We start from the raw sequence: 13830 nt of genomic DNA, 5'->3' as shown, positions 1-13830 counted from the left end.
GCGTTCCGGCCTAGGAACCGTAGGCGCGGACGAAGGTGTCGACGGCCGATTCCGCGATGCCCTCGAGTTCTTTCTCCGGGAGTGTGCGAGCGCCCAGGCGAGAGCGTGATTCCAGCGGTCCGATCAGCAGGGCGAGGAAGTGTTCGGCGGCCGTGTCCGGGTCGCAGGGGCGGAGCGCGCTGGAAAGGGCGAGGCGGGCGAACCGGTCGGCCAGCGCCTCGGTCAGGTGCACCGACGTGCGTTCCTGCATGGCGACCGCCAGCTCCGGGAACGTGGCCAGTTCGGCGAAGGCCAGCGACCGAAGCGCGTGCGAACGCTCGCCGGCACAGATCCGCAGCAGCCCGGTGGCCGCGACGCCGAGGGTCGCGCGGACGTCGGCACCCGTTTCGCGGAGCGGTTCGATGGCGGCGAACGTCTCGGCGGCGACACTGTCGGCGGCGGCCGCCATGGCGCCGCGGAACAGTGTTTCCTTGTCGCCGAAGTGGTTGTAGACGGTGGGTTTCGCGGCCTTCGCCTCGTCCGCGATCTCCTGGACGGACGCTCGCGCGTAACCGCGTCGAGCGAAGACCGTGAAGGCCACGGCCAAGATCCCCTCGCGCTTCGAAATCCGGTCTTGCACCTGAACCCGCCCGTTCACTATGTTGAACTCGTGAGTTCAATCTACGGGAGGAAGTCTTGATCGTCCAGTTCATGCGCTTCGCGTTCCGCAAGGAGAGCACCGAGGACCAGAAGGCCCGGGCCCTGGAGTTGATCCGCCGGACAGCGGCGGTGGAGTCACTGTCGTTCTCCACGGTCGGCAGGCTCCTCGGCGATCCGGCCGAGGGCTACACCCACGGCTACTCCTTCGGCCTCGCCGACCTCGACGCTTTCCAGCGCTACATGTACGACCCGGTCCATCTGGCCGGGGATCCGGAAATCCTGCCGCACTACGGCAAGCTGCACGTCGGGCTCGCCGTCTCCGACGACCCCGATCCGGAGCTGGCCGCGAAGATCACCGCCGTCTACGAAGGCAAGCTCGCCAGGTATCCCGAGTGGGAGCGGCTGATGGCGGCGATCCCCGAAGTCCGCTTCGGCTGACCACGGTCAGGTCGTCGCCTGCCGATGCTGCTCGGCGAAGAGCCGCGCGACGAGCCCGACACGGCTCGACACCGCGGTCTTGCCGAAGAGAGCCTTGAGGTGGTCGCGGACGGTGTGGGGCGAGAGGAACAGGGCCGAGGCGATCTCGGCGGTGGGCAGGCCCCGCGCCACGAGGTGGGCGACTTCGAGTTCACGCGGGGTCAGCCCGTACGCCTCGGCGACGATGCCCGTGAGGTCGGCGGCGGCCGCGGGTTCGATGACCAGCGCCACCGGCCCCGGTTTCCCGTCGAGGCCGGTGAGGCAGGAGGCGTGGCAGGTCAGCCACACGCCGTCGACGGTGCGGATCCGGACCCGGGCGCTGCCGCGATCCCGGCCCAGCGCGATCGCCCGTGCCTGCAGCGCCGCGCCCGCCACCCAGATCGGCAGGTTCAGGCCCAGCGCCGAAGGAACGGACGGGCCGTCAGGCAGCCGGGCGAGATACCGCCGCGCCTCTTCGTTGATCGAGGTCGCCTCACCATCCGGGTCGAGGAGCAGCAGCCCCGGCGCGGAAGAGCCCTCCGCACCGTCCGATCCGGACGGACGAGCGAACCGGCGCAGCCGTCCCGCGAGGGGTTCGGACAACCCGGCGAGCAGGGCGACCTCGTCCGGCGCGAACTCGGCGCCGCCGTGCATGCGGAACAGGCTGACCAGCCCCCACGGCCGGTCGCCGACGCGCAGCACCGCCCGGAGTTCGTCGTCCACGCCTTGGGCCCCGAGCAGGCGCCGGTATCGCGCACTGCGCGCGGGCACGCCACCGGTGGCCGCGCGGAGCGCCGCCGCCGGGACGGCCGCGCGGGTGAGGTCGCGGAACGGGAGGACGTTCTCCTCCAGGAACTCGCTCTCCCAGTACGCGCCGCATCCCTCACCGGAGCCCAGGTTCTCCACCAGCATCGGCGCGGTGACCAAGCCGGTTTCCGGGTCGGTCGCCGTCCACACGGCCGCGTCGAACGGGACGAGCCGCCGGAGCCTGGCCGAGGCGCGGGTGAACAGGTCCAGCGCGCCGCCCGCGCGCTCGGCCGCCGCTACGACGCCGGCATGACGGCGTGGATCGCTCACGAGAACTTCCTCCTGCTGATCGGTGCTTCGGTGACGATGCCCGCTCTCCCGCTCCGGGCCCATCCCTCGTTCGAGGGGGTCTTGCCCGGCGAATCCGCCGCGGGCGAGGGATGGAGCACGGCCCCCGCCACGGCGAGGCTCACCGGCATGGACATCGCAATCGTCGGAGGGGGCGCGGCCACGGTCGCCCTGCTCGACACACTGGCGGCCATCGCCGACGGGCCCGCCACCGTCACCGTTTTCGAGCCGTCCGCGCGGTTGTGGCGCGGCCGCCCGTACGGACCGGACCTGGACACCGTGCTCGTCAACTCCCCACCCGCCCTCATGTCGATCCGCCACGCGGACTTCGGGCACTACGCCGCCTGGCTGGGCGAGCGTGGCGCCTCTCACCTTGATGAACTCCTGGGACAGCCGCTTGTTCCCCGCGCGCTCTACGGCGGCTACCTGGAACACACCGCGGAGGCGGCGATCGCCGCGCTACGGGAGCGCGAAGTGACGGTCCGGGTGATCGGACGGCGTGTCACCGCGATCGCCCGCGCCGGCGAACGGCTCGTCCTGCGCACCGACGACGGACGAGCGCACGAAGCCGACCGGGTGACGCTTTGCGTGGGCGGAGGGCCACCGCACGACCACTACGGACTCGGCGGGGCCACCGGGTTCGTCGCCGATCCGTACCCGCTGGCGCGCACTCTCGACCGGATCCCGGCCCGGAGCCCGGTGGCGGTCATCGGCAGCGGCCTGACGGCGGTCGACGTCGTCGTGTCGCTCGCGGCGCGCGGGCACACGGGCCCGATCTCGCTGGTGTCGCGCACCGGTCTGCTCCCCCACGTCTGGCAGCGCCCGCTCGACCGGCGCCCACGACAGGTCACGGTGGACCGGGTGACCGCGCTGCATCGCGGAAACGGCACGGTCACCCTCGACGATCTCGTCCGGCTGATGCGTTCCGAACTCGCGGAAACCGGAGAGGACTTCGACGACGTCGTGGCCGATCTGCTCTCGGCGGAATCCGAACCGCCCACCGAACGCCTGCGGCGCCAACTGGCCACTGTGGACGATCCCGCGCTCGGACGCCGTGTCCTGCAAGAGACGGCGCATACCGTCGGCCCCTTGGCCTGGCGGTTGCTGCCGGAGGCCGACCGTGCCCTGCTGTGGCGGCGATCCCGCCTGGCGAGCAGCCTCGTCTCGCCCATGGTGCCGGTGAACGCGGCGATCCTGCTCCGGCTGCTGGACAGCGGGCAACTCCGCGTCACCGCGGGCATCCGGGAAATCCAGGCCGCACAAGGGGGATTCAGGTTGCACAGTGCCGCGGGGACGTCGAGTGCGGACGTCGTCGTCAACGCCGTGAATCCGGCGCCGCACGCCGTACCGCGGGCGGCGGAGCCCCTGACCGCGTCACTGCTCGCGGGTGGCCTGGCCACCGCGCATCCCGACGGCGGTCTCGTCCCGGCCGATCCGCGCCTGGCCGTCGTCGGGGACTTCGCGGGCGGCGGGCCGTTCATCACCTCCGGCATCCCCGGGGTCGCGGCCCAGGCCGCCCGGGTGTTCCCGGCGGTCAGCGGCGCCCGGCGGCCAGGATGACGAGGAACTGCCCGCCGCCCGGCTCGACGGCCGCGGTCACCGGCAGCCCGGGGACCAGCCGCGAGAACCGGTCCACCAGCCAGTCCGCGGCCTCGCGGGCGTCCTGCTCGGTCGGGCACCGGGCGACCATCTCGCGGCCGCCCTTGCGCTCCAGCCTCCCGGCGACGGTGATCAACGGCGCGGGTTCGACCACGTGCAGGCGGTCCGGCCAGGCGATGACCACCTTGACGGCGCCCTTGCGGGTGTTGCATCCGCGATGCGCGAGCCGTTCGGCGATCTTGGCCTTCCGATCGGCGGTCCTGCTGTCGACGCTGGGTCCTCGAGCGTCGTTCACCGACATGTCGGGGTCGACCGGTTCGTCGCACACCCAGCACCGCCAGCCGTCGCGTTCGGCCACGTCATCGAGGAGACTCATCCGGGCAAACTAGCCTGCCCGGACGCCGGACCGCACACCGCGTGCCTGCGGCCGGTACGGGGTCGGCCGCCTCGCTCGGCTGATCTTGATCTCAGCCGGTAATGTCCGGTTCATGAGCGACGCGCCGCCGACCCCCTCCGAGGCCTTCGACCTTCTGCTCACCGGTAACCGGCGGTTCGTCGCCGGCACCCCGGAGCACCCGAACCAGGATGCCACCCGCCGGGCCGAAACCGCCCCGGTACAGCGCCCCTTCGCCGTTCTCTTCGGCTGTTCGGACTCGCGACTGGCCGCCGAGATCATCTTCGACCGCGGTCTGGGTGACCTGTTCGTCGTCCGCACCGCCGGGCACGTGGCCGGCACGGAGGTGCTGGGCAGCATCGAGTACGCCGTCAGCGTCCTCGGCTGTCCCCTGGTCGTCGTGCTGGGCCATGACTCCTGCGGCGCCGTGGCCGCGACCCGCGCGGCGCTGACCGAAGGGCTCGGCACCAACAGTTTCGTCCGCGACGTCATCGAGCGGGTCACCCCGAGTGTCCTCGCCGCCCACGCCGCCGGGCTCACCGGCGACGACGACATCATCGACGAGCACATCCGCAACACCGTCGACCTCCTGGCCGACCGCTCCCGGCTGCTCGCCGACAAGATCGACGCCGGGGAAGCCGCCATCGCCGGACTCTCCTACCACCTCGCCGACGGCAGCGCGCGCGTCGTCACCACCCGAGGACTTCCTGAGGGATAAGACAAAGGCGGCCGTGTCAGGGCGGTGTCAGCACCGCGTCAGCGCACTCCTCCACCGTGATCTCGGACAAGTCATCCGAGCTTCACCAGGAGGGACGCGACATGGTCGACGGAAGATCCGAGCAGGGGCACGTCCGGCGCAGGACCGTGCTGACCGGAGCGCTCACCGCCGGTGCGCTCGCCGGTCTCGCGGGGCGCGGCAACGCGGCGGAGAGCGGCCATGGTGGCGACGACGTCGAGCACGGCTGGGGGAAGGTCGCCGACGTCTTCCGCAGGAACTTCAAGGACGGCCCCGGCGAAGTCGGCGCGGCGTGCAGCGTCTACGTCGGCGGCCGCCCGGTCGTCAACCTGTGGGGCGGTCTCGCCGATCGCGATACCCACCGGCCGTGGCGCAGGAACACCATCGTCCAGGTCGCGTCCACGACGAAGGGTGCCACCGCGATCTGCGCCCATCTGCTGGCGCAGCGCGGCGAACTGGATCTGGACGCCCCCGTGGCCCGGTACTGGCCGGAGTTCGGCGCCGCGGGCAAGGAGCGGATCACGGTGCGCTGGCTGCTGTCGCACCAGGCGGGCCTGCCGCTCGTCGACGGGCCGCTGACCTTCGAGCAGGCCTGCGCCTGGCATCCGGTCATCCGGGCGCTCGAAGCGCAGAAACCGCTGTGGAAACCGGGAACCGAACACGTCTACCACAGCGTCACCTTCGGTTTCCTGGTCGGAGAAGTCGTGCGCCGGATCTCAGGCAAGTCACTGGGCACGTTCTTCGCCGACGAAGTCGCCCGCCCGCTCGGGCTCAGTGCCTGGATCGGGCTGCCGGAGAGACAAGAGCACCGGGTGGCCAAGATCCACAACGCCGCGCCGTTCACCCTGGAAGAACTGATCGCGGGGATGATCAAGGTGACCGGACTCGACGCGGACACCGTCACCCGCTGGGTCACCGCCCTGTGGGCCCCGGGCTCCGTGCAGGCCAGGGCCGGTGAACTGGGCGGTGCTCTGGACCCCACGACCGACTACTTCTCCTCCCGCGCCTGGCGCGCGGCGGAGTTCCCGGCCGCGAACATGCTCACCGACGCACGATCGCTGGCCCGGATGTACGCCGCCACGGTGAGCACCGTCGACGGGGTACGGCTGCTCGATCGGGCGACGGTCGAGAAGATGACCGCCGTCCAGACCGACAGGACACCGATGCACGGCCTGCCGCCGGGACTGGACATCCCGGCCGACCGCTCCTTCAACATGTCGCTCGGGTTCTGGCGGGCCTGCCCGCCGATGCCGATGACCGGGCCTGGGTCGTTCGGGCACCCGGGTTCCGGCGGATCGATCGGCTTCGCGGATCCCGACGCCGGTGTCGGCTTCGGTTATGTCACCAACCTCTGGAACTTCCGGCCCGACGACCCGAGGGCGGCGAACCTGACCAAAGCCGTGCGAGCCTGCCTCGGCTGAGGCTTATGGGTCGGGTTGGTCGTGAGCACGCCACGTTTGCCCTTCTCCTCGCTACGTTCAAATCGGCAAGGGCACGCCGGCGAGCGCGAGCACCGTCCCCGCGCAGGCCGCGGCGAGGATCGTGGTCACCACGCCACGCCGTAGCGCGAACAACAGGATCACGGCTCCGGCGAGGACGGCGTACTGCCACGCTTGGGTCAGGCTGAGCGCGAGCGGGATCGCCGAGCCGAGGATCGCGCCGACAGCGGCCGGGCCCGCGCCGTCGAGGAACGCCCGCACGTTCGGATTGCCGCGAAGCCGGTCGAAGTGCTTGGCACCGAACAAGACGAACAGGAACGACGGGGCGAAGGCGACCAGTGCGGCCAGGATGCCACCGGCGAGCCCGGCCGCGGCGTACCCGACGACGGCGACGGTCTGCACCACCGGCCCCGGGGTGACCTGGCCGAGGGCGACCGCGTTGAGGAATTGCCCGGCGCTCATCCAGTGGTAGGTGTTCACCGCGTCGTCCTGCATGAGCGGGATGATCACGAAGCCGCCGCCGTAGGACAGCATCCCGACCTTGAGGGCCACCCACGCCACGGACGCGAACACACCGGCGCCCGCGACCGCGGTGGCCCACGATTGGGCGGGTACGGCGAGAAGCGCCGTACCCGCTCCACCGGTCCGCGTGCGGTGCGCGGTCAGTTCGATCAACCCGCAGCCGAGCAGGACCAGCACCAGCCACGGACCGAGCGTGGCCGCCGACGCGATACCCGCGAGGACGTACAGGGCCCAGCGAATCCGGCTGGTGGTGGCCGCACGCCGCCAGCCCGCCGGGACCAGGCCGGCGCCCGCGTGCACCGCGACGGCGGCGACCGCCGCGCCCGCGCCCGCTCCGGCCCCACGGACCCAGGCAGGCGGAGACCCGGTGAGGAACAGTGCCGCCAGCCCCAAGATCACCACGAGACCGGGAACGATGAACGCCGCACCCCCGACCAGCGCTCCCACGCGTCCGCGCACCCGCCAGGCGGTGAAGATCGCCAACTGGGTCGACGCCGGGCCGGGCAGCAGGTTGCAGGCGGCGATCGCGTCTTCGAATTCGTGGTCCGACAACCACTTCTGGCGCTGCACGCACAACTTACGGAGCAACGCGATGTGAGTCGGCGGGCCGCCGAAGCCGATGCACCCGATCCGCCCCCATTCCTTCAGCACTTTCCCGAGGCTCGGCGCGGCGGTTTCATCCTTTGTGGACTTTCCCGGCGTCCCGGGTTCCTCCGTCATCGGGCGGGCGAACCGAGCTGGGCGGTGAGAAACCCGATCCGGCGGTCGAGCTCGACGGCGAGGCGGCGGAACGCCGGATAGGTCTCCCCCAGTTCGTCGGCTTCCCTGGCCGGATCCGGCAGGCTCCAGTGGACGACGCGCGGATGACCGGGGAATTCCGGGCAGACCTCGCGGACACGATCACACAGGCTGATCACCCACTGAAAACGGTGGCGACGAAGACCGTCCACTGAGGCCGGTTCGTGGGTCAAGGCGATGCCGCGCTCGGCGAGGGCCCGCACGGCGTGGGGATGCAACGGTTTCGGATGACTTCCCGCGCTGGACACCTCGACCGACCCACCGGCTCGATGTCGCAGCAACGCCTCGGCCATCGGTGACCGGCCACTGTTGCCGGTGCACACGAACAGCACCTTGGGCCGGGACGCCGTTCGCTTCTCACTCCCCAGGTTCGGCACGAGACCGGGGTGCAGCGCGCTCCCCGCTTCGGCCAACGAATCCGCGCACCGTTCGAGATCGAGGTGGTAATACGTGTCTCGGCCGTCGAAGCTGCTCTGCCGCGCCGTGACCAGCTCCGCCGCCCGCAACTTGCGCAAGTGGTACGACACCAGGTTCTGCGGCTGCCCGACGCTCTCCACCAGCTCCCGCACCCGGCGATCGCCATGCGCCAGCTCGCGCAGCAATCGCCAGCGCAGCGGTTCACTCGCCAGCCGCACGAACGGCGGCGGCTCGGACATCCCGGTGATCGTCACGAGAGGGAGGGTACATCAATGCAGATTGATGTACCTGGATTTGTCGTCCCGCCGCCCCCTCGGCGCGTGACAAGATACGTACTTTGGTTCGCGACGCGAGGAGGGCGCCGGTGTCTCGACGGGCGGTGTTGGGGCGGGCGGCCCTCTGGGTGGCGCTGGCGTTGGGGCTCTCGATCATGTGGGGCCGCTACGGCGCCGCCACGGCGACCACGTTGCTGACCATCATTTCGGGAGGCGCCGCGTTGGCGCAGCTCGTCACCGCTTTGCGCTGGCGATCCAGACAGGACGCGTCGAGCACGTCGGAGCAACTGGACCGGGCCTCCGAGGCACTGGCCTGGGAGGTTCGCACCCAGTGGGAAGCCGAAGCCGGCCGAAGACTTCTCGACGAGGCGGATGGGCTGCCGCTGCGCTGGGAGGCGAAGAACGGCTCGGCCACCGGTGATCTGGCCGAGCTCGTCACCTCGTACGCCGACGCCCCTCGACGGCTCGTGGTGATCGGTGATCCCGGATCGGGCAAGACGGGCCTGTGCATGTTGCTGACGCTGGAGTTGCTGCGCCGGCCGTCACCATCGCGGGCGCCGGTACTGCTGCAGATCTCCTCCTGGAATCCGTCCGACGACTTTCACGCCTGGCTCATCCGCAGCATCCTCGAGTTCTACCCGTTCCTCGGCAACGAGGCGCGATACGGGGCCACCGCCGTCCGGGATCTCCTGGCGCAGCACCGGATCCTGCCGGTGCTGGACGGGCTGGACGAAATGGCCGAGGACCGCCGGACGGCCGCGTTGCAGACGATCGGGCTCGATCGCCGCAGCGGCGAGCCGCTGGTCCTGACGTCCCGGACCGCGGAATTCGAAGCGACCGGAATCGTCCGCGACGCGTTGGTGGTGCGGTTGCTGCCCTTGACCGCGGACATCGCGGCGGAGTACCTGCTCGACGTCGCGCCCACCACGAAACTCGACCGGTGGGACCCGGTACTGGCCCAGCTCACCGAGGACGACGGCGGACCGGTCGCCGAAGCACTCCGCACGCCACTGATGCTCTATCTCGCCCGCACGGCTTACGCCGATCCCAGCACCACTCCGGCGGAACTGCTGGAACTTCCCGACGCCCGGCAAGTCGAAGAACACCTGCTCGACGCCTTCGCCGTGCAGGTGTTCGCCTACCGGCCGCCTTCCGCTCTCGCCACCGCGTCACGTCCGTCGCGGCACTGGGATCCGGCGAAGGCCGAGCGCTGGCTCGCCGCTCTCGCCCGGATGACCGAGGGCGACATCGCTTGGTGGCGGCTGTATCGCGCGGTTCCGAAAGCGGTGTTCATCGGCACCGGGATGCTCGTCGGCGGGGGCGCGTGCACCCTGCTGGGCTGGCTGATGTTCGGTTTGTTCGGCCGTCCCGGTTTCGGCGCGCTGCTCGGGCTCGCCGTCGGACTCACCGGCGGTCTGGCACTCGGGCTCGTCCCGACCGAGGCGCCGCGACGGTTCGTCCCGCGGATGCTGCGCCGCAGCGAGCTCACCAGAGATCTGGGATTCGGCCTGATCGGCGCCGTGGTCGGCGGGCTGGTGGTCGGGATCCTCTACGGCGGGGGATTCGGCATCGCGATCGGCCTGGTCTTCGGGATCGCCTTCGGTGTGGTCCGCCGGTTCACCGAGCCGACCGAACCACGCGAGGCCGTCACCCCCGCCAGCGTGATGCGAAGCGACCGATTCGCCGTCCTGTACGCCGCCGGGCTCGGCGGTCTGGTCGGTGCCCTGGTGGGCGCGTTCATGGGCGGGGTGGTCGGCGCGGCCACCCGCGGGCTGGTGGTCCCGATCGACAATCCGGTCCTGGTCGGCCTGCTGGGCGCGGCGGTCGGCGCGCTGCTCGGCGCCTTCGGCCTGGCTCTGATCGTTCAGTCCACCAGCGCGTCGGGACGTTCCACCACCACGCGGGTCTGGCTGGCGCTGTGGGGCGTCACTCCGTTGCGGCTCATGACCTTCCTGGACGACGCACGCCGTCTCGGGGTGCTGCGCCAGGTCGGTCCGTACTACCAGTTCCGGCACGCGCTGCTTCGTGATCGGCTGGCGCGGCGACGGTGATCACCACAGGGGTGCCCAGCAGCCAATAAGTCCGCCTGCCGGACGGTTGCAGGCCATACCGTGCCTGCGGGAACCGCACCTGAGCCTGCGCTCCCGGCTTCAAGGTGCGGCGGAACTCCAGATCCCCCAGCCGCCGGTACACGCGTTCCCAGCCGGCCGCCGGATAGACGAAGTCCAGCTTGACCCGGGCGTCGTCGTACCGGCGCCGCAGGTCCCGCACGTCTTCAGGATCCGTGAGGTCGCGGACCTCGCCGTCCACGACGACGCGCATCACCTCGAATCGGCCGTCCCGTAACGACGCCGACCGCTCGGCCAGCCACACGGGCTCGAACGCGTACTGGCGTCGCTCGTCGGCGACCAGCACCATCGCCCGCAACGCCGTGTACACCACCAGCGCGACGCCGCCTACGGTGAACGCCTCGCGGAAGGCGCCGGCGACCACGAACTGCCCCATCGCCACCAGCGCGACCGCCGCCGTCACCAGCCAGAGAGTCTGCCGATGCGCCCGCGCGAACGCCGGTTCCCGGAGCATCGTCAAGCTCCGCAGAAGGGAATCGGTTCCCCAGCGGGAAGGCGGCAGCGGTATCGCAAGATCGGGACGGAGCGTAATCGGTTCGAAGGGGGCGCTGTCCGGCACCATTCTCACCATCCTCCGACCGTCGAACCGCTGATCAATTCCCGTGTCGCCGCTGTCCTGCCTTCTGCACCAGATTGTCGCCCGGCCGCACCAGCACGCCGAACGGCGTGGACGCGGGCGGTCCGCCGACCCCCAATCCTGGCCAGTGCAGCCGGAGAAAGGCTATCCACAGAATGGCGTAGAGCACCGCGGAAAAGGGTCGAATGCGCCCATAGTAGTCGCTGAGCGGCCTCCGCATCACCCGAAACAGCCGACAGATGTCACTCAAGGTCACCTCGCCGCGGACGGCGGCCGTCACCACCCCGGCCTGCCGGTCCAGCGCCACGTCCTGATAGTCGTCGAGCAGCTGCAGCACACCGCCCACGTCGCGGATCAACGACATTTCGCGGTCGCTCATCGACGGCCGCATCAACGCGAACAGCACGACGATCGCCGCCCCGCCCTTGGCTTCGGTGATCTCCGCCAACGTCAACGCCGGGATCGCCGGATCACTCTGCTGGCGGGATCGTGCCTGATGTTCGTGCACCGCCGTCAACGCCGCGAAGATCGGATCGTCCCGGCCACGGCCGAGCCGCCGTTCCACCTCGCGATAGAGCTCGCACAAGAGCCGCTCGACATCGTTGCGTGGCGAGAACGGGCCGCCGTCGAACAGCACGGACAATCTCCGGACAAGCTCCTCGGAGCCGAATTCGTCGAGCAGGTCGTCGTACAACCGCGCGACCGCGCCTCCGAGTACCGCCAAATCCGCTCTGAACGGCACCCCGGCCATCGTCGTGTATCCCTGGATCAGAAAACCGGCCTTGGCGCCCGCCGAACAAAGCGAGCGTCCCACATGCTCACGCAGCCCAGGGTCACCCACCGCGGCATCGACGATCGGGGCGACCACCCCGCCATACGCCGCGACGTACTCCGCCGCGCGGCGCCGGACCCCCCGCACCGGACCGGCCAGCCCCGCGGACCTGCCCAATGCGCCCAGATCCCGCCAGAATCCTCCACCCATCCCCTGATACTCAGGTGATCACGGGAACAAAGTCGAGACGCCATGGCGGTACAGCTACATTCCGGATTTCAAGACGTCGATCTCGCAGCCCGGCGCGGCCGGATCGAAGCCGTGCTCGACCAGCCAGCGGATCCCCAGCAGGCTGCGCGTCGACCACCACGCGCGGATCACGTCGAGGTCGACGTCGGCACCGTAGCCGTCGATCACGTCGCCGAGGTGCTCCTCGTGTCCGAGCGTCAAGGTGGCGAGGTCGAACAGCGCGTCGCCCCGGGCGGCCTCGGTCCAGTCGAGCACACCGGTGATCTCGTCTCCGTCGGTGAAGACGTGCGCGATCTGCAGGTCACCGTGGATGAACACCGGCGTCCACGGCCGGAGCGCGGCCTCGGCGATCTCGCGGTTGCGCGTGACCAGGTCGGCAGGCAGGACGCTGTTCGCGACGAGCCACTCGCATTCCCTGTCGAGGTCTGCCGCGAAATCGCCAGGACTCCGGCCTGGCCACGGGGGCAAGGGCGCGTCGTGCACTCTCCGCACGGCGGCCCCCGCCGCGGCCCAGGCCTCCGGCGACGCGGTGGACGGCTCGCCGAGACGGCCGAGCGCCCTGCCGGGCAGCGCGGCGAGCGCGAGCACGGGCGGCTTCCGCCACAGCACCTCCGGAGTCGGGATCGGCGCCAGGCTCATCGCCTCGACCTCGACATCGGCGCGTGCCTGATCGGTGTCGATCTTCAGGAACAGCTCACCGACCCGCAGCGTCGCGCACTCGTGGTGTGCGACAACGACCTCGACCTCCGCCATGACGGCCATTGTCACCGGGAAGAACGCGGACGTCGCCGTATTTATGGTCCCTGGTACAACGGTGTCGGCCGAGATCATCTCCGGGAGGGAGCGGCATGTCCGAGCTGCGGCAAGCCCGCGTGACCGACCACGGCGCGATCGTCGACCGGGTGCACCGGTGGTGGGGCGACTCACGCACTCCCGCGCAGGCGCGAGAACTCTCCCTCTTGCTCCCCAAGCTGTTCTTGCAGTTCTTCTCCGGCACGAGCCTGGTCCTGGAGGACGAAACCGGTGTCAGGGCTTTCCTTGTCGGCTTCTACGCCGCCGACAATGACGTGGAGGCGTACATCCATTTCGTTGGAGTGGACCCGAAGCTTCGCGGACAAGGCACCGCTCGCCGTCTGTACACGACCTTCTTCCAGCGTGCCGCCGAGGCCGGCCGGACGGAGGTGCGGGCGATCACCTCGCCGGGCAACACCGGATCGATCGCCTTTCACCGCGCCATGGGGTTCGCGCTCGAACCCGGGGACCGGGTGGTCGACGGGCTTCCCCTGCACGGCGACTACGACGGGCCTGGTCATGATCGGGTGTGCTTTCACAAGAGGATCTGACCGTGAAGGCGGGTGTTCTCGCGTTCGCGCAGGGGTTCAGCGGCCGAACCGTGACTGCGACTGCGCAGGGACACGTTCGCCCTGGATCCGAATGTCGGCCGCGCCTCTTCGATCCGTTGTAGATCGCCGGTTGTCAGCTCGACGTCGAGTGCGCCCAGGTTCTCTTCCAGACGTTGCGGCTTGGTGGTGCCAGGGATCGGCACGAACCACGGCTTCTGCGCCAGCACCCAGGCGAGAGCGATCTGGGCCGGCGTGGCTCCTTTGTCGTCGGCAATCTGCTGCCTGGACGAAGGCGCCCTCGCGCTCCGCCACTAGCCCCGCAAGACCAGCACCACTGAAAGTTGACGAGCTGGCGTTGCCCCGTTTGCCCGGGTTTTGCGTGATGCGGGC

The 13830-nt window shown here is 70.2% G+C and carries 15 protein-coding genes; 6 read left to right on the top strand and 9 right to left on the bottom strand.

What is annotated here, in order from left to right; translation table 11 throughout:
* Positions 1-10 precede the first annotated feature (10 nt).
* Positions 11-580 (bottom strand): TetR/AcrR family transcriptional regulator, encoded by a 570-nt coding sequence (locus BKN51_RS08525; protein ID WP_233224186.1) that lies wholly within the window; start codon positions 578-580, stop codon positions 11-13.
* A gap of 95 nt (positions 581-675) precedes the next feature.
* Between BKN51_RS08525 and BKN51_RS08520 the strand changes: the two genes are divergently transcribed.
* Positions 676-1077, top strand: coding sequence for a Dabb family protein (locus BKN51_RS08520; protein WP_101607100.1), 402 nt, complete (start codon positions 676-678; stop codon positions 1075-1077).
* A 6-nt stretch (positions 1078-1083) separates the two neighbouring features.
* Here the strand turns inward: BKN51_RS08520 and BKN51_RS08515 are convergent, their stop codons facing one another.
* On the bottom strand, positions 1084-2172 hold the full coding sequence (locus tag BKN51_RS08515) for a helix-turn-helix transcriptional regulator (RefSeq protein WP_233224187.1): 1089 nt from the start codon (positions 2170-2172) through the stop codon (positions 1084-1086).
* On the opposite strand from BKN51_RS08515, the gene BKN51_RS08510 reads away from it, so the two are divergent.
* Positions 2152-3750 carry an FAD/NAD(P)-binding protein gene (locus BKN51_RS08510; protein WP_233224188.1) on the top strand — a complete coding sequence of 533 codons (1599 nt, stop codon included), beginning with the start codon at positions 2152-2154 and terminating at the stop codon, positions 3748-3750. The genes BKN51_RS08515 and BKN51_RS08510 overlap by 21 nt on opposite strands.
* Here the strand turns inward: BKN51_RS08510 and BKN51_RS08505 are convergent.
* Positions 3725-4165: a hypothetical protein gene (locus BKN51_RS08505; protein ID WP_101607098.1), complete on the bottom strand. Its 441-nt coding sequence runs from the start codon at positions 4163-4165 to the stop codon at positions 3725-3727. The two genes, BKN51_RS08510 and BKN51_RS08505, sit on opposite strands and share 26 nt — an antisense overlap.
* A gap of 112 nt (positions 4166-4277) precedes the next feature.
* Here BKN51_RS08505 and BKN51_RS08500 point away from each other — a divergent pair, with 112 nt between their 5' ends.
* Positions 4278-4901 carry a carbonic anhydrase gene (locus tag BKN51_RS08500; protein ID WP_101607097.1) on the top strand — a complete coding sequence of 208 codons (624 nt, stop codon included), beginning with the start codon at positions 4278-4280 and terminating at the stop codon, positions 4899-4901.
* A gap of 101 nt (positions 4902-5002) precedes the next feature.
* Positions 5003-6340, top strand: coding sequence for a serine hydrolase domain-containing protein (locus tag BKN51_RS08495; RefSeq protein WP_101607096.1), 1338 nt, complete (start codon positions 5003-5005; stop codon positions 6338-6340).
* A gap of 57 nt (positions 6341-6397) precedes the next feature.
* Here BKN51_RS08495 and chrA read toward each other — a convergent pair whose 3' ends face one another.
* Together chrA and BKN51_RS08485 are read right to left on the bottom strand one after the other, a co-directional pair.
* Positions 6398-7600 (bottom strand): chromate efflux transporter, encoded by a 1203-nt coding sequence (gene chrA, locus BKN51_RS08490; RefSeq protein ID WP_101607095.1) that lies wholly within the window; start codon positions 7598-7600, stop codon positions 6398-6400.
* Complete coding sequence (locus BKN51_RS08485; RefSeq protein ID WP_101613119.1) at positions 7597-8334, bottom strand: arsenate reductase/protein-tyrosine-phosphatase family protein; 738 nt, start codon at positions 8332-8334, stop codon at positions 7597-7599. Before BKN51_RS08485 ends, chrA begins: the two co-directional genes overlap by 4 nt.
* Positions 8335-8459: 125 nt before the next feature.
* On the opposite strand from BKN51_RS08485, the gene BKN51_RS08480 reads away from it, so the two are divergent.
* Positions 8460-10421 carry an NACHT domain-containing protein gene (locus tag BKN51_RS08480; protein WP_146044420.1) on the top strand — a complete coding sequence of 654 codons (1962 nt, stop codon included), beginning with the start codon at positions 8460-8462 and terminating at the stop codon, positions 10419-10421.
* Here the strand turns inward: BKN51_RS08480 and BKN51_RS42980 are convergent.
* The 3 genes from BKN51_RS42980 to BKN51_RS08465 form a co-directional block, all read right to left on the bottom strand.
* The gene (locus tag BKN51_RS42980; protein ID WP_146044421.1) at positions 10312-10953 is read right to left on the bottom strand and encodes a hypothetical protein; all 642 of its coding nucleotides are present in this window, start codon (positions 10951-10953) and stop codon (positions 10312-10314) included. The two genes, BKN51_RS08480 and BKN51_RS42980, sit on opposite strands and share 110 nt — an antisense overlap.
* A gap of 139 nt (positions 10954-11092) precedes the next feature.
* Positions 11093-12058 (bottom strand): hypothetical protein, encoded by a 966-nt coding sequence (locus BKN51_RS08470; protein ID WP_146044422.1) that lies wholly within the window; start codon positions 12056-12058, stop codon positions 11093-11095.
* Positions 12059-12112: 54 nt separating this feature from the next.
* Positions 12113-12850 carry a phosphotransferase family protein gene (locus BKN51_RS08465; RefSeq protein WP_101613118.1) on the bottom strand — a complete coding sequence of 246 codons (738 nt, stop codon included), beginning with the start codon at positions 12848-12850 and terminating at the stop codon, positions 12113-12115.
* Positions 12851-12945: 95 nt separating this feature from the next.
* Between BKN51_RS08465 and BKN51_RS08460 the strand changes: the two genes are divergently transcribed.
* Complete coding sequence (locus BKN51_RS08460; protein WP_101607091.1) at positions 12946-13440, top strand: GNAT family N-acetyltransferase; 495 nt, start codon at positions 12946-12948, stop codon at positions 13438-13440.
* Here the strand turns inward: BKN51_RS08460 and BKN51_RS08455 are convergent.
* Entirely contained in the window at positions 13425-13715 is a 291-nt protein-coding gene (locus BKN51_RS08455) for an aldo/keto reductase (protein WP_199193119.1), read from the bottom strand. The genes BKN51_RS08460 and BKN51_RS08455 overlap by 16 nt on opposite strands.
* Positions 13716-13830: the final 115 nt, after the last annotated feature.

Source organism: Amycolatopsis sp. BJA-103 (assembly GCF_002849735.1).
In the GTDB taxonomy this organism is placed as follows: Bacteria; Actinomycetota; Actinomycetes; order Mycobacteriales; family Pseudonocardiaceae; genus Amycolatopsis.
This window is presented reverse-complemented; position numbering and strand designations above follow the sequence as displayed.

Bases quoted from the DNA above. Each gene is read 5' to 3' on its own strand.
- BKN51_RS08510 (WP_233224188.1), top strand. From the start codon at position 2,152: ATGACGGCGTGGATCGCTCACGAGAACTTCCTCCTGCTGATCGGTGCT.
- BKN51_RS08505 (WP_101607098.1), bottom strand. From the start codon at position 4,165: ATGAGTCTCCTCGATGACGTGGCCGAACGCGACGGCTGGCGGTGCTGG.
- BKN51_RS08500 (WP_101607097.1), top strand. From the start codon at position 4,278: ATGAGCGACGCGCCGCCGACCCCCTCCGAGGCCTTCGACCTTCTGCTC.
- BKN51_RS08495 (WP_101607096.1), top strand. From the start codon at position 5,003: ATGGTCGACGGAAGATCCGAGCAGGGGCACGTCCGGCGCAGGACCGTG.
- chrA (WP_101607095.1), bottom strand. From the start codon at position 7,600: ATGACGGAGGAACCCGGGACGCCGGGAAAGTCCACAAAGGATGAAACC.
- BKN51_RS08485 (WP_101613119.1), bottom strand. From the start codon at position 8,334: ATGTCCGAGCCGCCGCCGTTCGTGCGGCTGGCGAGTGAACCGCTGCGC.
- BKN51_RS42980 (WP_146044421.1), bottom strand. From the start codon at position 10,953: ATGCTCCGGGAACCGGCGTTCGCGCGGGCGCATCGGCAGACTCTCTGG.
- BKN51_RS08470 (WP_146044422.1), bottom strand. From the start codon at position 12,058: ATGGGTGGAGGATTCTGGCGGGATCTGGGCGCATTGGGCAGGTCCGCG.
- BKN51_RS08465 (WP_101613118.1), bottom strand. From the start codon at position 12,850: ATGGCGGAGGTCGAGGTCGTTGTCGCACACCACGAGTGCGCGACGCTG.
- BKN51_RS08460 (WP_101607091.1), top strand. From the start codon at position 12,946: ATGTCCGAGCTGCGGCAAGCCCGCGTGACCGACCACGGCGCGATCGTC.